The organism is Burkholderia sp. AU27893 (assembly GCF_002223205.1).
Taxonomy (GTDB): domain Bacteria; phylum Pseudomonadota; class Gammaproteobacteria; order Burkholderiales; family Burkholderiaceae; genus Burkholderia.
Genome location: NZ_NKFD01000007.1, coordinates 1 through 20585 on the forward strand (window position 1 = coordinate 1; position 20585 = coordinate 20585).

The 20585-nt window shown below is 59.3% G+C and carries 18 protein-coding genes; 8 read left to right on the top strand and 10 right to left on the bottom strand.

Going from position 1 to position 20585, the window contains the following annotated elements; genetic code table 11:
- Positions 1-71: 71 nt before the first annotated feature.
- On the bottom strand, positions 72-353 hold the full coding sequence (locus CFB47_RS38880) for a hypothetical protein (RefSeq protein WP_226292543.1): 282 nt from the start codon (positions 351-353) through the stop codon (positions 72-74).
- Between the two features lie 887 nt (positions 354-1240).
- Here CFB47_RS38880 and CFB47_RS38885 point away from each other — a divergent pair.
- The 6 genes from CFB47_RS38885 (at position 1241) to CFB47_RS38910 (ending at position 6508) form a co-directional block, all read left to right on the top strand.
- The gene (locus CFB47_RS38885; protein ID WP_007182916.1) at positions 1241-1948 is read left to right on the top strand and encodes a c-type cytochrome; all 708 of its coding nucleotides are present in this window, start codon (positions 1241-1243) and stop codon (positions 1946-1948) included.
- A 68-nt stretch (positions 1949-2016) separates the two neighbouring features.
- Positions 2017-3288 (top strand): cytochrome c, encoded by a 1272-nt coding sequence (locus CFB47_RS38890; protein ID WP_012464891.1) that lies wholly within the window; start codon positions 2017-2019, stop codon positions 3286-3288.
- A 9-nt stretch (positions 3289-3297) separates the two neighbouring features.
- A complete protein-coding gene (locus CFB47_RS38895) occupies positions 3298-3498 on the top strand; it encodes a hypothetical protein (RefSeq protein ID WP_007182914.1) in 201 nt (66 codons plus the stop codon).
- Positions 3499-3598: 100 nt separating this feature from the next.
- Entirely contained in the window at positions 3599-4096 is a 498-nt protein-coding gene (locus CFB47_RS38900) for a cytochrome c oxidase subunit II (protein WP_007182913.1), read from the top strand.
- The gene (locus tag CFB47_RS38905) at positions 4086-5711 is read left to right on the top strand and encodes a b(o/a)3-type cytochrome-c oxidase subunit 1 (protein ID WP_007182912.1); all 1626 of its coding nucleotides are present in this window, start codon (positions 4086-4088) and stop codon (positions 5709-5711) included. Before CFB47_RS38900 ends, CFB47_RS38905 begins: the two co-directional genes overlap by 11 nt.
- Positions 5708-6508, top strand: coding sequence for a cytochrome c (locus CFB47_RS38910; protein WP_007182911.1), 801 nt, complete (start codon positions 5708-5710; stop codon positions 6506-6508). The genes CFB47_RS38905 and CFB47_RS38910 overlap by 4 nt, the downstream gene beginning before the upstream one ends.
- A 254-nt stretch (positions 6509-6762) precedes the next feature.
- Here the strand turns inward: CFB47_RS38910 and CFB47_RS38915 are convergent, their stop codons facing one another.
- Positions 6763-7029 (bottom strand): IS30 family transposase, encoded by a 267-nt coding sequence (locus CFB47_RS38915; protein WP_141717005.1) that lies wholly within the window; start codon positions 7027-7029, stop codon positions 6763-6765.
- Between CFB47_RS38915 and CFB47_RS38920 the strand changes: the two genes are divergently transcribed.
- Positions 7020-8558, top strand: a complete 1539-nt coding sequence (locus tag CFB47_RS38920) for an IS3-like element ISBmu11 family transposase (protein ID WP_012218041.1) — start codon at positions 7020-7022, stop codon at positions 8556-8558. The two genes, CFB47_RS38915 and CFB47_RS38920, sit on opposite strands and share 10 nt — an antisense overlap.
- Before the next feature lie 53 nt (positions 8559-8611).
- On the opposite strand, the gene istB is transcribed toward CFB47_RS38920, so the two are convergent.
- From istB to CFB47_RS38940, 5 genes are all read right to left on the bottom strand, one after another.
- A complete protein-coding gene (gene istB / locus CFB47_RS38925) occupies positions 8612-9379 on the bottom strand; it encodes an IS21-like element helper ATPase IstB (protein ID WP_007182909.1) in 768 nt (255 codons plus the stop codon).
- Between the two features lie 248 nt (positions 9380-9627).
- Positions 9628-10200, bottom strand: a complete 573-nt coding sequence (locus tag CFB47_RS38930) for a hypothetical protein (RefSeq protein WP_007180433.1) — start codon at positions 10198-10200, stop codon at positions 9628-9630.
- Positions 10201-10276: 76 nt separating this feature from the next.
- On the bottom strand, positions 10277-10540 hold the full coding sequence (locus CFB47_RS41485) for a hypothetical protein (protein ID WP_007180432.1): 264 nt from the start codon (positions 10538-10540) through the stop codon (positions 10277-10279).
- Positions 10537-10899, bottom strand: a complete 363-nt coding sequence (locus tag CFB47_RS41490; RefSeq protein WP_156903410.1) for a hypothetical protein — start codon at positions 10897-10899, stop codon at positions 10537-10539. The genes CFB47_RS41485 and CFB47_RS41490 overlap by 4 nt, the downstream gene beginning before the upstream one ends.
- Complete coding sequence (locus tag CFB47_RS38940) at positions 10896-13922, bottom strand: Tn3 family transposase (RefSeq protein WP_007181927.1); 3027 nt, start codon at positions 13920-13922, stop codon at positions 10896-10898. Before CFB47_RS38940 ends, CFB47_RS41490 begins: the two co-directional genes overlap by 4 nt.
- A gap of 143 nt (positions 13923-14065) precedes the next feature.
- Here CFB47_RS38940 and CFB47_RS38945 point away from each other — a divergent pair, with 143 nt between their 5' ends.
- The gene (locus CFB47_RS38945) at positions 14066-15757 is read left to right on the top strand and encodes a site-specific integrase (protein WP_007180429.1); all 1692 of its coding nucleotides are present in this window, start codon (positions 14066-14068) and stop codon (positions 15755-15757) included.
- A 537-nt stretch (positions 15758-16294) separates the two neighbouring features.
- Here the strand turns inward: CFB47_RS38945 and CFB47_RS38950 are convergent.
- From CFB47_RS38950 to CFB47_RS38965, 3 genes are all read right to left on the bottom strand, one after another.
- Entirely contained in the window at positions 16295-17287 is a 993-nt protein-coding gene (locus tag CFB47_RS38950; RefSeq protein ID WP_007182917.1) for an IS5-like element ISBmu23 family transposase, read from the bottom strand.
- Positions 17288-17834: 547 nt separating this feature from the next.
- Complete coding sequence (locus tag CFB47_RS38960; RefSeq protein WP_009692901.1) at positions 17835-19256, bottom strand: heavy metal sensor histidine kinase; 1422 nt, start codon at positions 19254-19256, stop codon at positions 17835-17837.
- Positions 19253-19924: a heavy metal response regulator transcription factor gene (locus tag CFB47_RS38965; RefSeq protein WP_060082467.1), complete on the bottom strand. Its 672-nt coding sequence runs from the start codon at positions 19922-19924 to the stop codon at positions 19253-19255. Before CFB47_RS38965 ends, CFB47_RS38960 begins: the two co-directional genes overlap by 4 nt.
- Positions 19925-20585: the final 661 nt, after the last annotated feature.

Genomic DNA, 20585 nt, shown 5'->3' on the forward strand with positions numbered 1-20585 from the left:
GTCCGTGTGACCGAGACCGTCATGTCACTCACCGGACGTCGCTCCAACATTCTTCGGCTGGAATAAGCCGATTAATGTTCACAATGTGGAACGACGGAATTTTCTGGGGTTCCGGCGTAGATCCCCATCATTGGGGTGCAGGATACGACTTGGCTGATCAATTCGGTCGAGCGAGCACCTATACTAATGAGGTCGACGATCGCAATGTCGAATGTTTCATCTCTGACTGTCGCAATCAGTGCATTTCCATCAGGCAACTCGCGAGCGACTTGGTACTCCCCAGTTTCTTGAAGGATGTACCGAATTCCGTCACGCGTGATCGCATGACGTTCCGCGAGAAGTACCTTCTTCATGCTCAATCCTCGTTGCCTTTTATCGGACGCGAGCTGCAACCCAACACGTCAGCTATATTCACCGTGCAATGGCGGCATACAGCGTCTTATGGCCTCAGCTTGATAAAGAGAACTCGCATATGTAACATGCCACCGCATAAAGCGTGCCGCGATTGAACTTTAGATGCTGCGTTTGACAAATGTCAACATAATTCGGCTGGCACGTCGGTTAAGTTCTAGCTCAGACGCTCTGTTTTTCGACTGCGGCGAGACGCGCTTAACGATCACGCTCGGGATCGCGAGTGTGTGCGAGCCGGCTGGCCGAGCCGATGGTGGGATTAGTAGCCTGCCGCGCCGGATTAGACGTTGGAGACATAGTCGGCGCATACGTGGGAGGCGCTCCGCTCGGCTCGGGTGATGCAGCAGAAATGTGCCGGCCGTCGTATCGGCAATGGCCCGGTGGAGAACGAGGTTCCGCAATGAGACTGGCCGATCAAACGGACCCTTCGGCGATCCGTTGTCATCATGGCGACGTGCTGTCGCGATTATCCTAGTGCTATTGTGGCAGCGTGGTGGCGTGAGCCCAACGCTCACCGGACAGACGTGCTGCCCGGTCTCCGACGGCTGTCACCGAAGATGTTGCAGCGCTGTCCACTCATCTCGTTCTTCGAAATAGCGTGATGCCCCGCTGGCTTCTGCACCCCGGGGCTATTTCAAGGGCAACCCAGAACGTTGACGCGCTGGTCGGGTCTGCTGCAGATGGCGATCACGGCGTCGAGTGTGAGCCGCCGCGGAGCAGGAATGGACGTTGAGTAATTTGTGTCCGTCGCCGTTGTTTTGGAACTTGCGGTTTATGGATACAGATGAGTAGAATCACCACACAGCCATGACAACAGGCGTTGCGAACAATGCTGAGAAGACTCGCAGGAGCCATACTGTTGTGCGCCGTTCCCTCCTGCTTTGTCTTCGGGCAGGATAGACCCACGGAACGCGCGCCGGACACCATGCAAGCACGGGTGCTTGCATGTGCGGCGTGCCATGGCAAAGCCGGGGAGGGGACCAATAACGATTACTTTCCCCGTCTGGCGGGTAAGCCTTCCGGCTATTTGTTCAATCAGCTCAAGGCATTCCGCGATGGCCAGCGCCAGTACCCGCCAATGAACTATCTCTTGGCGTATCTACCGGACGCCTATCTAAGAAAGATAGCCGATTTCTTCGCGGCCCAGCATCCGCCGTACCCGCCTGCCACAGCCCCTGCCGTCAGCGCGGAACTACTGCGGCGCGGCAAGCAACTCGTGAATGACGGCGACCGTACGCGCAACATCCCGGCTTGTGCTGCTTGTCACGGCGCATCGCTTACGGGTATGGAGCCGGCCATTCCTGGGTTGCTCGGCCTCCATGCGCAATATATCAGTGCCCAACTCGGCGCCTGGCGCTACGGAACGCGAGTTTCGACAGCACCAGACTGTATGCACGACATCGCCTCGCGTCTTGGTAACGACGACATCACTGCCGTCGCTGCCTGGCTCTCGTCATTGCCCGGTGCGGCGAACTCGGCGCCTGCGACTGCGGGAAGCGTGAAGTTGCCGATTGCTTGCGGGAGCGTACCTCAATGACGGAGCTCACGGTGCGTACCAGGTCTTTCCGGTTCAGTCGTTCGTTCGGTTCACTTCCGGTTAGCCGGATGAGCAAGGCGCTACGCGTTTGCTTGACCACCATCGCCGCCTCTGCGGCCTTGATAATCGCCCCCCCGAGGCTCGCGGTGGCGCAAGACGGTTCCGCCAAGGTGGACGTCATCAAGCGAGGTGAATATCTTGCGCGTGCCGGCGACTGTATAGCATGCCATACGCAACCCAGCGACAAACTCTTCGCGGGCGGTCGCGCGATGCCCACTCCGTTCGGGACGTTGTACTCACCGAATATCACACCAGACGCCGAAACCGGGATCGGCCGATGGAGTTCCGACGAGTTCTACGCGATGATGCACACGGGACGTTCCCGCGATGGCTCCATCCTGTATCCCGCCATGCCCTACGCTGCATACACGAAGGTCACACGCGAAGATAGCGATGCCATCTACGCTTACCTGATGTCCGTGCCGCCCGTCAGGCGGCCGAATCGTCCGCACGATATGAGGTTTCCGTACAACAATCGCGAGTTACTGCTTGGCTGGCGAACGCTGTATTTTCGTGAGGGTGTATACAAGCCCGATCACGAGAAGTCCGTTGAATGGAATCGTGGCGCATATCTCGTACAAGGCCTCGGCCACTGCTCGATGTGCCATACCGCGATAAACGCGTTGGGGGGCAGTTCGGAGTCGAAGGCGTTTGAAGGTGGCCTCATCCCAATGCAGGACTGGTACGCACCATCGCTCACGTCTAGTCGAGAAGCGGGCCTCGGCGCGTGGAGCATTGCAGACATTACGGACCTGCTGCAAAAGGGCGTGTCGCGGCGGGGCGCTGTCTACGGTCCGATGGCCGAAGTTGTGTACGACAGCCTTCAGTACCTTTCAGACGACGACGTCCGGGCGATGGCGGTCTATCTGAAATCACTGCCGCAGCACGGTGGCGAGGGAGCCGCCGAACCCACTTCATCAATGTCACGCGATGAGCGAAATCGACTCTTCAGGGTGGGCAGCAAGATTTACGATTCACAGTGCGCCACTTGCCACGGCAAGAACGGGGAGGGCAAGCTACCCGATTTCCCGCCGCTCGCGAACAATCAGTCTATCCAGATGGTGTCCGCCGTGAATCCGATACGGATGGTGCTCAATGGCGGGTATGCGCCGGGCACTGCGAAGAACCCCATGCCTTACGGCATGCCGCCCTTCGCTCAATCGATGTCCGACGACGAGGTGGCTGCGGTCGTTACGTTCATCCGCACTGCATGGGGTAACCGCGGCATGCCTGTGTCAGCCAAAGATGCCAACGCATTGCGTTCGGCACCGCTGTACTGAGGGGAACTCATGAGCGACTCAACTGAGGACGGAATACCCCAAGCGCCGATCGCCCGGCGTCTATCGGACGACGAGCAGCACGTCGATGACATCGTGCGCATGGGACCGAAGGGGGCACTTGCGCTGGCCGGGATCGCGACGTTTATCGTGATCGCAATGTGGTTTGCGTTCTACTTTCTGGTGTTTTTGCCTCGCGGCGTTATCCAGTAAATCCGAGCCCATGTCGAACACCCAAAACACGCCTCCGACGGCGCCGGCGAATCATGCCGACAGCCATGCAATAGCAGTCCGTACTGAGCGGCGCTGGGCCATGTTCTCGGTGGCGTTTGTACTGCTGCTTGTCGCAATAGTGGTCTTCACCGGTTTGCACTGGGCAATGATGCCCCCGTCGCGAGTAGAAACCATCGATCCGACCACGCTGCACGTGTCCGGAGAATTTATAGAAGGCAATCTCGGAACCGCACGCGAGGCGGACGGTTCGGTGACGGTACGCGTGGTCGCGCAGCAGTATTCATTCACGCCGCAATGTATTCTCGTGCCGGCCCGTACTCCTGTCACATTCAGGATCACGAGCGCGGATGTCGTTCACGGTTTCCTGATCGCGAATACAAACATTAACTCGATGGTCGAGCCGGGCTACATCTCCACGTTCCGCAGTACGTTCAACGAGCCGGGAGACCACTTGATGCCATGTCATGAGTATTGCGGGACAGGGCATGAGGGCATGTGGGCAAATGTGAAGGTGATCGAGGCCGCCGAATTCGACAAACTTGCGGCCGGTGCACGGAGGCTCAGCTGTGTTAAATAACCGACGACTCGTGCTCGCACATTTCTGGTTCGCTTTCGCGACCTTCGGGGTGGCATTGCTGTTGGGCGCCTGGCAAATGTACGTGCGCAGTCCGCTGCATGCTTGGTTGTCCGCGCCTGAGCTGTATTACCGTTCGGTGACGGCGCACGGCTCCGTGATGGCATACGTATTTCCGACACTGATCGCTATGGGGTTCGGCTATGCGATCACCGAGCTCTCGCTTGCGCAGCGGCTGGTCGGTAAGCGGTGGGCATGGGCCGGCTGGTGGCTCGTAGCGGTAGGCTCGATTGTGGCGATGGTGCCGGTATCTATGGGGCGTGCCTCGGTGCTTTACACGTTTTATCCGCCCATGATCGGCAACCCCTTCTATTACATTGGCGTGGTACTCGTGGTGGTCGGATCATGGATTTGGGTGGCACTCATGTCCGTGAACCTGCATGTCTGGAAGAAGGCGAATCCAGGTACGCCTGTGCCGCTGCCCATGTTCGCGAACGTCGCGGGCTCGTACCTGTGGGCATGGACGGCGGTGGGCGCCGCCATCGAAATCCTGTTTCAGATTCTGCCGGTCGCGCTGGGTCTCAGATCCACCATCGATTCGGGCCTCGCGCGCGTATTCTTTTCATGGACGCTGCACGCCATCGTCTATTTTTGGCTGATGCCGGCCTATATCGCGTACTACACGCTCGTGCCGCGCGCCGTGGGGGGCCGGCTCTACAGCGATGAGATGGCGCGCATCTCGTTCATCCTCTTTCTCGTGGTCGCGATGCCGATCGGCATTCACCATTTGTTCGCGGACCCTCAAGTGGGATCGGGCTTCAAGTTCCTGCAGTCCGTGTTCACGGCGCTCGTCGCGGTGCCCACGCTGCTCACCGTCTTCACGATCTGCGCGTCCGTGGAAATTGCAGGCCGACTGCGCGGCGGCAAGGGCGCGTTTGGCTGGATACGCGCGCTGCCGTGGCACGAGCCGATGATGCTGGCTGTGGCGTTCTCGTTCGTGATGCTGGGCTTCGGTGGCGCCGGCGGCCTTATCAACATGAGCTACCAGCTCGACTCGACGATCCATAACACGCAATGGATCACGGGGCACTTCCACCTGATTTTCGGCGGCGCCATCGTCATCATGTACTTCGCGATTGCCTACGAACTATGGCCGCAACTCACAGGGCGCTCGCTTAGGAGCGTGCGGCTCATTCGATGGCAGCTCTGGACGTGGTTTGTCGGGATGATCGTTACGACGTTCCCGTGGCACTATGCCGGCATCCTCGGTATGCCGCGTCGCATGGCATTTTTCGACTACAGCGACCCCGCGATTGCGCCCGAGGCTATCACCGTTGTGCTCTCGTTCGTCGGTGCTCTGATTCTGGTCGCTTCGGCGGTGTTGTTCTTTATCGTGCTTGCAAGGGGGCACCGGGGCGCAATTGAACCCGCGCGTCGCTTCGAATTTAGCGTGGCAGTGCATCCTCCTCGTACCCTCCCGGTTGCGCTCAATAGCTTCGGACTCTGGATCGCGCTGATGATCGGACTTACCGTAGTGAACTATGGCTACCCGATTGCGCAGTTGTTGGCGCTCCCTCAGACTTCCGTGCCGGCCGTCTGGATCGGAGGGCAGCGATGAGGACACCACCGTCACCCGAAGCGCGCCTGTTCTCGCTGCGCAACCGTTGGTTCACCGTGAGCGTAGGGCTGACAGTCGCAGTTGCCGGCGTCTCGGCCCTGATAGGGTTCGTGTGGTTACCGTCGGCCCAGACCGACCCGCAGTTCAAAGGACTGTGGAACGCGATCTGTAGCGCGGCCGGGGTGCCGCAGCAATGGCTCGTCTCGCAGCCCGTGGTTTCGTCCACGAAGACAAGCACGGCAGTGCTTACTCCGCAGACCTTCGCGGGAACGGATGGACTTTCGATTGGACGCGGTGCGACGCTCTCACTGCGATGCACGATGTGTCATGGGCCGCAGGGACTTAGCTTCGCAAACTCACCGAATCTCGCAGGGCAGTACGAAAGTGTTGTGTATAAGCAGTTGAAAGATTTCCAGAGCGGAGCCCGCACGAACGCCGTGATGACCCCCATGGCTACGAATTTGAGCGATCAGGACATGAAGGACTTGGCGGCATATTACGCCTCGCTGCCTCGCGTTCGGGTCGGCGCGTCTGCAGTGCCTGCACCCGCTATCGTTGCGACGGGTTCCCCAATGCGGAATATTGCTCCCTGTGCCTCTTGTCACGGAGCCGCTGAAAACAAGCTAGGTGCGCCGTGGTTGGAGGGTGAGCCGCTCGTCTACATACGCCAGCAACTATTGGCGTTTGCAGGAGGGGAACGACATAACGATACCAGCGAGCAAATGCGCAACGTTGCGAGAAATATGACTCGCGACGAGATCGAAGCGGCCGCCAAGTTCTACTCCGGTCAACCATAACGGAAAACTGCATCTCGCACTCGTGCGATTGAGTCACGGGGAGATGCTGCCTCGGAAGTTCGTAAAGGCGCGGGCCATTTTCCGTCCGACAAGGCCGTGCTCAAACTAATCTGGCCGCAACTGCGTAACGTCGTCGTCAAGAGGCGCCCCCGTGATTAGCAGAGCCTCTGACTCAGTTCGCGCTCCGTTGCCACGAACGGCTCAACACTTCGAATTCTGAATTTCGATCGCCTCATACACGGCGGTCTCAAGAGTCAAGTGCAACGTTTAGCCAATCCGGCGGCAGCCAACTCCATGGCCATGGCTTCTTCCGGCGTTTTCCAGCCGAGCGTCTGACGTGGGCGCCCATTCATTAATTTGGCGATGTCGTTCAACTGCATCTGGGTGATGCCCGATAGGTCCATGCCCTTGGGCAGAAACTGACGCAATAGCCCGTTGGTGTGTTGATGTCCACGCAGAACTGACCCACCGGGGATGCGGACAAAATCTTGGACTACTTTGGAGGTAGTCCATGTATTCATACGAAGACCGCGTTCGGGCGGTCGAGCTGTACCTGAAACTCGGAAAGCGCGTCAAGGCGACAATCCGCCAGTTGGGTTACCCGACGAAGAATTCTCTCAAGGCGTGGTGCGAGGAATTCGAGAAGAGTGGCGATCTGCAGAAAGAGTATGTTCGCGTAAAGCCGAAGTACTCAGAAGAACAGAAGAACCTGGCACTTGAGCATTACGTCAATCACGGGCGCAGCTTCAGCTTCACCCTCAGGGCATTAGGCTATCCCTGTCGCCAGATACTGACGGCGTGGGTTCGCGAGCGCTATCCGGAAACCAGGAAACGCGTGGTTGGCAAGGCAGGCCGACCGGCCGTGTCATTGGCGACCAGGCAGCTCGCGGTGTACGAACTGTGCACACGGGAAGGAAGTGCACAGGCGGTGGCGCAAAAGCTGGACGTCGACAGGGTGTCGCTGTACAACTGGAAGAACCAGTTACTCGGCCGAGGGGCCCCTGCATCCATGAAGCGCGACAAGGGATCACCATCAGAGACGGATCGGGACGAACTGGAGCGGCAGGTCGAAGAGCTCCGGCGCGACATTCGCAATCTGAAGCTTGAACACGACCTGTTGAAGAAGGCGAATGAACTCGTAAAAAAAGACCTGGGCGTCGACCTGTCACTCCTGAGCAATCGGGAGAAGACGACGCTGGTTGACGCCCTGAGAGAAGAATACGGTTTGACTGAGCTGCTTGAGCGGTTGGACCTGGCGCGCAGCTCCTATTTTTATCATCGGTCGCCCATACGGGTTGCCGACAAATATGCAGATGTCCGTCGTACCGTTGCAGAGATCTTCGAGGACAATCACCGATCCTACGGCTATCGTCGGGTGCAAGCAGCGCTTAGCAGGCAACGGGTGTTTCTATCGGAGAAAGTCGTGCGTCGCCTCATGAAACAAGGCGGCCTCCACGCAGCAAGGCCCAAGCGGCGCCGATATCGCTCTTATATCGGGGAAATCAGCCCTGCCCCAGATAACATCATCAATCGCGATTTCCACGCGAACGCCCCCAACGAAAAGTGGGTGACGGATATTTCCGAGTTCCAGATTCCTGCGGGGAAGGTATATCTATCGCCCATGATCGACTGCTTCGATGGGATGGTAGTCAGCTGGTCGATTGGCACAAGCCCCGACGCAGAGCTCGTGAATTCCATGTTAGATGCGGCTATCGAGACCGTGACCGAGGACGACGAGACGCCGATCGTGCATTCCGATCGGGGTGGCCACTACCGTTGGCCTGGCTGGCTATCGCGGGTTGCAAAGGCTAAGCTGATCCGCTCCATGTCGCGTAAAGCCTGTTCACCGGACAACGCGGCCTGTGAGGGATTCTTCGGCAGGCTAAAGACCGAGATGTTCTATCCAGGAGACTGGCGTTCGACGACCATCGCGGAGTTCGTTGAGGTACTGGACGCCTACGTTCGCTGGTACAACGAGAAACGGATCAAGGGCTCCCTTGGCTATCTCAGCCCCATCGAGTACCGTGAAAGCCTTGGGTTAGCAACGTAAATCAGTCCAAGAAAATAGCCGCATCCCCGCAGTGTCGATTGTAGATTTCCTTGTCAGTTCTGGTCGAGTTCGGGCTCCAGGACGTTGGGTTTGGGGGATGTCTTTCTGAGCGATTCGCCGGTAAGCGTGATCCGGTGATGACGCTGCATGAGGCGGTCGAGCAGCGCATCGGCGATGGTCTCGTCACCGATCCATCCATGCCAGTGCTCGATCGGCAACTGGCTGGTCACGATTGTGGCTTTGCCCGCCGCGCGGTCATCGATCATCTCGAGCAGGTCGTTTCGAACCATCGCGTCGAGGGGAGCCATTCCCCAATCGTCCAGCAGGAGAACATCAACGCGGGCGACCTGCAGCAGCCATTTGGTGAAGCCGCCGTTGCCGTGCAGCACGCGCAGTTCCTCGCCGAGTCGCGGCACACGCAGGTACAACGCGGAGTGCCCGCGCCGGCAGGCATACTGCGCCAAGGCGCAAGCGAGCCATGACTTCCCCGCGCCGGTTGGGCCGCTGATGAGCAGGCTGTAGCCGGCTTCGACCCAGTCGCCGAGTGCCAGGCTCGTGAGCGAGCGCGAGTCCACGCCTCGACCGGAGCGGGTGTCGAGGTCCTCGATGGCGGCCTGCGGATACTTGAGGCGCGCCTGTTTGAGCAGTCGGGTCCGGCGCCGATCGTCACGCCAACTGGCTTCACGGTCGACCAGCAGCGACAAGCGTTCCTCGAAGCTCAGGCTGGCCGCACCGGGCTGAGTCAACTGTTCTTCCAGTCCGTCAGCGAAGCCGTCCAGCTTCAGGGTGCGCAGTTGGGTCAGGGTCTGTTGCATCATCATGGTGGGTTCTCTTTATTGGTAGTAGCTGGGGCCGCGTACATGCGCATGGCTCGGGCTGATCCAGTCGGCAGGCGTTGTCGCCGCAGCCCGGTCGCGGTTGTTGACCAGGATGGGGATCTACGCCGGAACCCCAGAAAATTCCGTCGTTCCACATTGTGAACATTAATCGGCTTATTCCAGCCGAAGAATGTTGGAGCGACGTCCGGTGAGTGACATGACGGTCTCGGTCACACGGACCATCAGGACCGTTACGCGGGGCCCAGTTCGATTACATTGTGGGACAGGTCGAGACAATCTTCGCAGTCCCGGCAAACCCAGTGCAGCATCGGCCCGACCGGATCTGGATGGTCGCTGAACGTTGTCAGCGCCGCGTCGTACTGAGCATCGGACGTGCTCGAGCGCAGTATCCGCTCGAGATTAGACTCGATGCTGTCCAGGCTGCATTCACCGATGCCGGACTTGAACACCGTCACACCGCCTGACGGGTTGACCGCGAAGAAGAAAAACGCCTTCGTGTCGACCATGTGCGACAGGATTGTCCTGGCGATGAAGTTGCTCGGATTGATCAGCGCATTGAAGATGCGGTAGCCGTAAAACTCTAAGCCGAAGTGTACGACCTCGAAGTCGTCGGTGCCGCGTATCGAGTGGCCAAAGTTGAAACCGCTGCGTGTTACGTCGTTCGGAATGTCATCCACCGGCCGCAGTGCCAGGCAAGCATAGTGCGTCTGGCCCTCGGCCACGAGTCCCATCGCAAAGCAGGGCGCGCGCTCGGCCAGCAAGGCCTCGACAAAATTCCGGTTCATGCGGAGCGTTGGCAGCATCGGGCATCCTTCATCGTGAATCAAATCAACATTTGCCGACCTGGCTGTGCGGTGCGTCGACGTCGAACATCAAAGGCTATACATCGTCGAGCTCGAACAGCGCGCGATCGGCGGGCCGCGACAGATAATCGTCCATCATCGCGCGGAAATCGGCTTCATCCCACTCGCCGCGATCGACACGCCGCAGCAACGCCTCGCCGGCCAGCATGATCTTTCGCTCGCGATCCGCGCGCGTTTGCTTGACCTGCTGGCGCTGCGCCTTAGCTGCCGCTTTGCGGGCTGTTTTCAGCTCCTGCAGCTTTTCGTCTGTCGCATCGAGACGACGTTTCAGCATGTTCATTCTGGCGTCCTGTTCGAAGAAGCGGTTTGCGCGGGAAACCGGCGCGCCGGCGTGCGCCGGTTCGTTACATTCGCGCCGTACTGTCGCGCCCAGGTGCGTACCGAGGGAGCGATATCGACTAACGTCGGCGGCATGTTCGGCAACACATCCATCGTCCAGCCACCCAGCCGCTTTGGCGCAATATACGCCGGTCGCCAGCTGCCGTCGGCCAGGATATCGATCACGAACAGCGACGTGCCGACGCTCAGTCGCCAGGTGTTGACCACGGCTGGGGGTAAAGGATTACCTGGTTGTGGCATCGTATTCCACCGTAACAGGAATAAGGGATTCCAAGCCAGAACCGCCGAAAATTCGATCACTCCAATTCGAGCCCTGCAATGAGCGCGTCCAGGTCGATTTTGTTGTCGCTTTGAAAAGTGTAGTGCCCGTTCAAAAGGATATGCCGCCAGGCTGCCGGTGATATCTGCGTAAGCCGCGCCAGCGCCTTGGCGTTGCCACTGGCCTCCCATTTCGTCAGTAGATGCGACAGAATCGCCGAGTTGTAAAAAATGATGACGTTGGCGATCAGCCGGGCGCACTGGTTGCTGATCTCGATTTCGATGTCGGTGCGGCCGGTCAATTCCTTCTTGCCGCCGACCTGGGCGATGGTCGAACGAAGCTGATGGTAAGACTCGAGGCGGTTTTGGGAGCGATGCACGTTTCGCTCGAGCTGCGGGTCGCGCAGGTAACGCAACGTGTAGATGGTACGAATGAGCTTATCGAACTCAAAAATCGCGCGACGTGTCGGGTTTTCCTGCGAGTACGTACATAGTTTGCGGATCAGCGAGCCCTGCGTGATCTCTTTGAGGCCCAGCGTGGCGACGATCTGATCGATATTTGTCTTCTCACTGGTGATGAGCTGCCGATCGATTTGTCCGATCGGCTGAATCAGGCATTTCTCGTACAGCGCCGGGTCGTCGATACAATACAATTCCTGCAACTGGTCATCGAGGTTTGTGAAGCGAGGCTCGAAGCGCAACCCGAACCAATACAGGATAGCGAAGTTGGCTTTGTTGATGCTGTGCATGTCGCCGGTGATCGCAGTCGGCACTATATCCGACGTGTTGCGATACCAGATGTCGAACACGTGATGCGCCTCGTACTCGTGCGCGCCGATTAGGTAGCCGTTCAACGGGACATGATTGCACAGCAGCGTGTAGGCGACGACGCCTTTGCCTCGTCCGAAGTATTTGCGCGAGTAACGCGCCTTCACGGTCGGTCGCTCGACGCCGAATTTCTGCCCATCGACGGCGCTGTACAGCGCATCGAGATCGAACGAGTAGTACGGGAAGATCGGCAGCGCGGCGATGGCGTTGCTGATGCAGTCGTTGGCCGCATGCAGCGTCGCCTGACGCAGATACTGCTGGTAGGTGCTATCCAGAACGTGGTACGGAATGTCGCTGGTGCGCGCCATGACATGGTTGCCATGGTTCATTGCCTGAGCGATGATAACCGCCATCAGGCTATCGGCGTCCGCTACCTTCTTCGCGTAGCGCGGCTGCAATGGCGTCAGCGCCGACAGGAACTGGCACTGGCCGTTGACGAAGCGGAACACGTCGGCAACATCGCAGAATGGCAGTTGCTCGTAGAATGCCTGCTCACGCACCTTCTGGTTCTCGGTTTTCGGTTTGCGCCAAATCAGCTTCTGCGTATCCTTGTCGTATTCCAGGTGCGTAAGCTTGCCCTGTTTCAGCTCTCGGTTGAAGGCCAGCCATTGTGCATGCAACTCGGCCGCTAACGCATCGAGTTGGGCATCGATTGGCTGCTGCAGGAACGGGATCTCCATCTGCGCCAGCGCGTCGGCCTTCTCGTTCATCGAAACAAGCTCGTCGGAGAAGTGACGATGTTGCAGACTGTCGTCGAGATAGATCTCTCCCGACTGGAAGCGCTTCCGGATCTGGCGGTACAACCAGAATTCGTAGCGATCGGCGTGCAAACCGGTCGGCTGACCATCAGCGCCGAAGATCAGCAGGTACGGTCGCAGGCGCTTCGGCAGCGTGGCCGCGGGACATTCGGCGAGCGGTCGTTGTGACAGGCGCTGCTGTTTGGCGAAGGCCCCCTTGACCCAAGCCAGCGCCGCGAGCCACGGGTTGTCTGGGGAGGTGCCGACGAAGTCGAGCTCGACGTACAAGGGGCGCAGGTGACGGCGAATACGTTTGGCTAGGCCGTCCACCGCCAACCAGTGTAGTGCCAGTTGACTCAGCGGCTTGACCGTCATGCGTTGCGCCGTGTTTTGTAGCACATCTTTGGCCATGATTTTATAGGCGCGCTGACGCACCTCGCCGAACGGCGTCGGATCGGCTACGCTGTCGTCCACATAGAGCGACAACAGGCGGCCGATCTGCGGCGTTTCCCGATGGCGTTTTACTTGCTCGGCGATGAGTGACTGTTTCGCGCCCGCGCTGCTTTCTTCCTCGAGCTGCTTCATGTGGAAGGCCATCGCATCGACCAGGTTGTCGGTGAGCTGTCGGAAGCGCACCCAGGCGTAACACAGCAGGTAGAGCTGCGCCTGATCCGCCTTCAGGTTGCGCAGGTCGTGGACGGTATAGAAGTTCGCCAGGCTTGCGTAGTACAGCACGTTCTGCTGCGAGATATCCAGCCGGGGCAGCAGCGTCCTGGCGATTTCGTGCAACGGCTGCAGCGTGCCGCGCTTTTCGCGTTCGCGGACCATCTGACGCCAGCCGAAATTCTTGGCATCCTGTTTCAGCGCCGCCAGTTTCGACAGAGTATCATCGCGCACCAGAAGTTGGTCTAGCGCGGTTTGGGTCAATTCGTCCAATACGCCGGTGAGCAGGTCGCCCAGCCGCCGACGTTCGACGGACAGGGCTTCGCTGACTAGCTCTTGCAAGGTCGTGTAGCCGGGCCGGATCATCTTGTGCTCATTGAGCCACACGATGAGCTCGGCGGCGACGAATCCCGGTGTCACGTCGCGACGTACGATCTGCGCGGCCTGCTGCATGAGTTGCGGCAGGAAGGCGGCCACCCACGGTCGATAGCCGTACAGTTCAGCGATCTGTTCGCGCTGGGCGTAGTACTCGTGCCGGGTGATCGGCTTGCGTTCGAACGGCTCGCCGTGGAAATAGCGGCTCAACACGAAATCGTAATCGTCCTCAACCTCGTCCCAATCGAAGCGGAAGAAGGCGTGCTTGGACTTGAAGTAGCCAATCTGCAAGATGCAATAGACCTGCGCGGGTATGGAGGGCCGGCTACTGGCGAGCGCCAGTTCGGATTCGGTCAATGCCAGGTATTCCAGCCGCTGCGCATCGTCGAAATCAGGCAGGCCATACAGGGCTTCCTGTTCGGCGTCGGAAAAGACGCTGAGCAGCTTATTCTTGTTGATCATCGACCATCCTCTCCACGCAACGTCAGATCCTTCAATTTTGTGATATCACGACATGGGGTACGACAGAAATATTGAACTCCCGCATTCTACAGAGATAAGCTTTATTATCTCTGTGGCATTGTTTCCATATTAAACTCGATGACATGAAAACGCGCCCCACGAGCCCGTCCGCCGCCGACATCCCGACCGACTTTCCTGATGCTGATGCACTGGCAGCGCTGCGTGCCTGGTACGAGGGCGCATCCTCGCGTGAGGCGGCACACCGGTACATGCAAGATCGGCTCAGCCACAGCCAGTCAGCCCGCGGCGTCATCGGCCAGATCCGCCGGCAACTGGCACTTTATGCCCGTAACCGACAGCGGGCAGATCTGGCCACGCTGTTCGAATGCCCGGCCCAAAAGCGTATGCATCATGCGCGCGCCACCACGCAGGCTGTCGAGCTACTGCGCATCATGCCTGCGCCAGCTCCGCAGATCGGCGACGACATTGCGCACTGGCTGCCGAATCGCGCTGCCCGCACCCTGCACGCGGCCGGCATCCGGACCCTGGCCGATCTCACGGTACGGATTCCGCGTCGCCGGCAGTGGTGGACCGTCATTCCGGGTCTCGGGCCGGCCAGTGCAAGAAGGATCGAGGCCTTCTTTGCCGCGTACCCGGCGCTCACGGAGCGGGCCCGCGCACTGATCATCGCGGATCGGCAGTCAGTCGTGACGCCTTGGGAGCAACTACGGCTACCGCACGAGATCGACGGATCCGCCGGCGCCTTCCGCGCACCGGTGTCGGCCTGCATCCTCGGCGTCGACAACGATTACGACGCTATCCAGGCATGGCTCGCGTTGCACGAATCCCCGGCCACGCAGCGGGCCTACCGCAAGGAAGCCGAACGGCTGATTCTCTGGGGCATCGTTGCTCGCGGCAAGGCGCTGTCTTCGCTGACCACCCGGGATGCCACCGACTACAGGGCGTTTCTGCGCAGACCTACACCGCGAGAACGCTGGGTCGGGCCACCGCGGCCGCGCACATCAACGGACTGGCGCCCGTTTGTCGACAACCTCTCGGCCCGTTCGATTGCGCATGCGCTTGCCGTGCTCAGCGCCATGTTCCGCTGGCTGGTCGAGCAGCGCTACGTCGTGGCCAACCCATTCTCCGGCATCAAGGTACGCGGCAGCAAGCGCGCCATGGCTCTTGAAACCTCGCACGCTTTCACCGAAGGAGAATGGATGCTGACGCGCACCATCGCCAACGGGCTCGAGTGGTCGTACGGCTGGCAGGCGCCCGCTGCGCAACGGTTGCGGTTCATGCTGGATTTCGGCTACGCAACGGGACTGCGGATCAGCGAACTGGCTGACGCCACACTGCGCAGCATCGAAGTCGACGCAGCCGGTGATCACTGGCTGCACGTGGTCGGCAAGGGCGGCAAGCCAGCCCGCGTTACCCTGACACCCCTAGCGCGCACAGCGCTGGACCGATATCTGCAGGAGCGGGGGCTTCCTGTCAGCCGTGCTCACTGGAATCCGACCACGTCCCTGATTGGCAGCCTTGACGACGCCGATGCCGGCATCAAGCCCTTGCGGCTGTGGGAAGTCATGCGCCGGTTTTTTCGGCTCGTCGCGCAGATTATCAAGAACGACCATCCGGTGCTGGCTGAAAAGCTGCATCGGGCCTCTCCGCACTGGATGCGGCACACCCATGCGACCCACGCGATCGCCAGAGGGGTTGAGCTGAGCGCCGTACGAGATAACCTGCGTCACGCGTCGATTTCGACCACGTCGATTTACTTGCATACCGACGATGTAAAGCGGGCACGGCAGTTCGGGCAGGCATTTACCGACTGAGTTACTCGCTCGGCACGTCAGGCAACAAACCGATTGACGTTCACAATGTGGAATGACGGAATTTTCTGGGGTTCCGGCGTAGAACCCCGAGTTCGGCTTCGTCGGGAAAGCCACGTTCGGTTTTGTCGATGGGGAGGGTGTCGCACGTTTTCATGACTACCAGTTTAGAACAAATTCGATGACGGACTGATAATGTGCGTTATCTGGCCATATGTGATGAAAACCTTCCTTGTACCTTTCGATGGCGTGATCGTCGTTGCACATCTCCATGCCCAGACCTCGAAATTGCGGACCGGGCGTCGGGGTCCGGGGAGCAATGGAACAGGGAAGTCAGTTAAGCCCGGTGAACGTGCTGGGGGGCCCTCAAGATTCGATTTTTTCGTATGCCAGGCGGCGAGGCGCTCTAGGGAAACGCTGATCAATGAGCCTGTCGTCCGCATAACGGACGAGGCAGGTTGCAATTTTCAGATTGACGTAGGAATTTGACGACATGCGAGGTGAGTTTCGCTCGTATTCGGGCCTCACTTCCCGCGTTTTTCACACACATGACGGATTGCTCCCATGAGTCGACAACAGCTGATTTTTCGCGATCACCAGGTTCGCCAGCGCGAACAGACTGAACAGCTGTGCCGTGTTCCTGGCTAGACCCTTGTAGCGCACCTTGCGATGACGAAACAGGTTCTTCACGACATGAAACGGATGCTCGACCCGGGCGCGGATCTGCGCCTTGGTTCGCTCGACCGCGATCACGAGGTCCTTCAGCGGACCTTCCTGCATCGCCCTGATCTTTCCGCGCTTGAGCGCCACGTGCCACTTCACCGTCTTGCCCTTCATCTCCTCGCGCTTGTCCACGCCGGTGTAGCCCGCATCGCCAAACGCTTCCTGCTCATGACCGTGCAGCAGGGCGTGGGCCTGCGATACGTCCGGCTCGTTGGCCGCCGTGGTGACCACGCTATGCACCAGACCCGAGTCGGCGTCGACGCCGACATGGGCCTTCATGCCGAAATACCAGTCGTTGCCCTTCTTCGTCTGATGCATCTCCGGGTCACGGCTCTTCCCGGCGTTCTTCGTGGACGGCGCAGCCTCGAAGATCGTCGCATCCACCAGCGTGCCTTCCTTCATCATCAGCCCGCGCTCGCACAACTCGATGCCGATCTCGTCGAACAGCTTTCGCGTCAGTGCGTGCTCGACCAGCAGGCGCCGGAATTTCAACAGCGTGGTGGCGTCCGGCACGTTCTCGCGCGCCAGGTCGATGCCCGCGAAGGCGCGCATCGCGATGCTGTCGTAGAGCGCATCTTCAAGCCCTTCGTCCGACAACCCGTACCACTGCTGCAGCAAGTAGATCCGCAGCATCCGTTCCAGGCCAATCGGCGGCCGGCCACGCTCGCCCTTCGGGTAATACGGCCCGATCACCGACAGCAGCCGCGACCAAGGGACGACCTTCTCCATCTCGGCCAGAAAGCGTTGACGCTTGGTCACCCGCTTCTTGCCCGCACTTTCCGCTTCCGCAAAACCGATCTGCCGCTGCATCGTCGTGGGTCCGTTCCGTGAGCTTCTTTCTACAACGCCCTTGGCCTCGTCAGCGATGACCGCCAAGCCGAATTGATCAGTGTTTCCCTAGCTTCCGAATGTCGCTGAACGAGGTAGAAACCGCCCTTCGAAACACTATCGCGGTGCCAGCGGTCCGAACCAATAGGACGCGGCACGCCTCCATCCGTCAGGATGTCGCTGCCGGTAGTGCACGCACCATCGGGCCCATAAGCGGAGCGGCCACTTTCGCAACTTCGTCGGGTGTGCCCGCCCGTTTCACCGGGCAACCGTCAAATATCCGTCGACAGCCGGCGCCACGTAGTCCCGATAGTTCAACGTCGGATAAGCGGTGTCGTGGATACGGTTCATTGATCCAGGTCAAGGACCCGGCCAGCTGGAAGGCATGGTATTCGGCTGAGTCCGAGCTGCCAGGCAGATTTAACGATCTGGTTCCGCGCGACGTCGGCCATTGCCCGGATCGCAGGATCGCGATAGGACTATCTCGGATATCGCTCGCACTGCTGGCATGATCCGGATAGGCTTACCGTTACCGTGCATTTTGTCCAGCACCGTCGCTCGGGAAATAAAGAGTAAAGGTGGTACGAACGCCATCGCTCACAACATCAACCTTTCCGTGATGCAATTCCATGATCGACTTGACGATGGCTAATCCCAGCCCTGCGTTTTTCGCGGCACCATGTCTCGATGCGTCGGCGCGGTAGAAGCGCTCGAAGATTTTGTCGAGCTGTTCGACCGGGATGGCTGGCCCCTGGTTTGTTACGCTGACGACGGAGTATTTCTGAGTCGCCGACACGGCCAGCTCAATGGTCGAGCCTGGTCTCGCATGGTCGAGCGCATTCGATGTCAAGTTGCTGACTGCTCGTCTGAACAAGGTTGCGTCGGCGAAAACGGGTGCGTTCCCTTTCACGTCGATGTGGACCCCGGCGTCTTCAGCAAGACCCTGAAAGTACGACGCCAGCCTGCGCAGTTCGTTACCCGCGTCCAGTTCGACCGCCTTGAGATGCAGTTGGGCATTGTCCGTTCGCGCGAGGAACAGCATGTTCTCAATCATTCGCTGCAGGCGCTCGCATTCCTCGATGTTCGAATCGATGAGTGCCTCGTATTCGTCGGCCGTCCTCGCGCGCGACAGCGTGATTTGCGATGAGCTGATGATGTTCGCCAGCGGCGTGCGCATGTCGTGTGCGAGATCCGATGAGAATTGCGAAAGGCGCACGAATGCGCGCTCGAGACGGTCCAGCATGCGATTGACAGAGACGGCCAGCTCTCGAAGCTCGACAGGTCCACCACGAATATCGAGGCGCTCGTTCAGATTGTGAGCCTCGATGGTCGACGTCTGGCGGCCAATGCTTTTGACGGGACAAAGTCCGCGACGGGCAACGGCGTAGCCGAGCGCACCGACGAGGATGGCACCGACGGCTACGGCAAACCAGATATCTACCCGATAGCTTTCGAGCAGCGATTGCCGGTCGGCTGCCGTTCGAACCAGTGACACGTGTACGAGTTCACCGGAAGGCAGCCTCTCATCAGCAACGATGCACCGGGAAAGTCCGATACCCTCTGGCGAGCAGGCGTACGGCTTGCCGATGGGGTGGGTCTCTGTGACGAGACCCTTCAATGTTCTGCCAGGTTTGTCGGTGTGTTCGACCAACGGCTCATTTTGTCCGTCGTAGATGCCGAGATACACCCCCGGATGGGACAGCAACACCTCATGAAAGCCCGCAGGGTTTGCTCGAACCACGCTCGTCGAACCGCTCAGGCGAACCAACTGCAGGAACTGGCTCAGCTTGCCGCTGATTTCGATGTCATCGCGTCGTTGCAACTCAGCGGAGAGCGACCTGTAGAGATAGGCTCCGGTCAGTGCGAACACCAGACCGGCAGCGAGGGCAAACGCGAGCGTCAATCGCCTGAGCAGCGAATACGACGCGCGAGCGTCGGTCCGGACCGTCACGAGCGGTCCTCGAGCACGTAGCCCATGCCACGAATTGTATGGATGAGCTTCTTGTCGAACGAGTTGTCGATTTTTGCCCGCAAGCGCTTGACGGCCGCATCGACCACGTTCGTGTCGCTATCGAAATTCATGTCCCAAATCTGGGAGGTGATGAATGTCCGTGTGAGCACCTCGCCTTCGCGTTCGGCAAGGAGCTGCAACAGCGCGAACTCCTGTGCGGTCAGGTCGATTCGGGTGTCGCCACGCCGCACCCGCCGTTTGATGAGGTCAACCTCGAGGTCGGCAATGAGCAGCATGTCCCGCGCATTCCGTGGTGAACGCCGCAGTAGTGACCGGATGCGGGCGAGGAACTCGGCATACGCAAAGGGTTTAGGCAGATAGTCGTCGGCACCCAGCTCAAGGCCGGCCACCTTGTCCTCGACTGCCTCCCGGGCAGTCAACAGCAGCACGGGTGTTTGTTTCTGCTCCCGCAGGCGCTTGAGCACCTCGAAACCATCTAGTTCCGGCAGCATGACGTCGAGCACGATGAGGTCGAAGTTCTCGTGCAGCGCGAGAAACAGGCCGTCCTTTCCGTTTTCGGCGACGTCGACCGTGTAGCTCGCTTCCATCAACCCCTTGCGGAGATATGACGCCATTTTCGGTTCGTCTTCGACTATGAGTATCCGCATGGCTATGTCGTATGGCTGTCGGGGAATGCGCGCGGTCAATGTGCTGCTTGGAGCATACGGCGGCCCGGATGAGTGAAAAATGACGGCTACATGACAGATTTTTCATGAAACGCCCCAAGCGTACCGCATCGGCACCTCGTGCCAACGACTGCCGGAGCGTTCGGCACGCCCCAATCCGGGACCGCCAATGAAATTTTGGTCATTTTGTGGTCACGCCGTCGTCACCCATCCGACGATAAGCTGAACTCGAATGTCGTGACCGCGTAGCGAAACAGCGATCGGTTACACCCTGACACGTTCTCGAACTTACAGCCTTTATCACTGCGTGCTAGACTCCGCTCCCATGTCGTATTGGCGCAAACTTTTCATCGTTGTGTTGCTGGCACTGAGCCTTCCGGTTCAGTCGTTCGCGGCTATCTCGATGAAATGTGTTGCCGCGCATGCAGACGCGGGAGAAGGGGCAACCCAGCATGCGGAGCAGGCCGCGTCAGAGCACCACCATGAAATGCATGGCGTGGCGTTCGCTGACGACGACCATCCCCATCATTACCACGGTAACGCCCACCACGCGCATTCGTGCTCGACATGCGCATCCTGCTGCTTCGGTACAGGACTGCCAGCCGTACCGGTCGTTGCCGTATCCACGGACGCTACCCGCGTC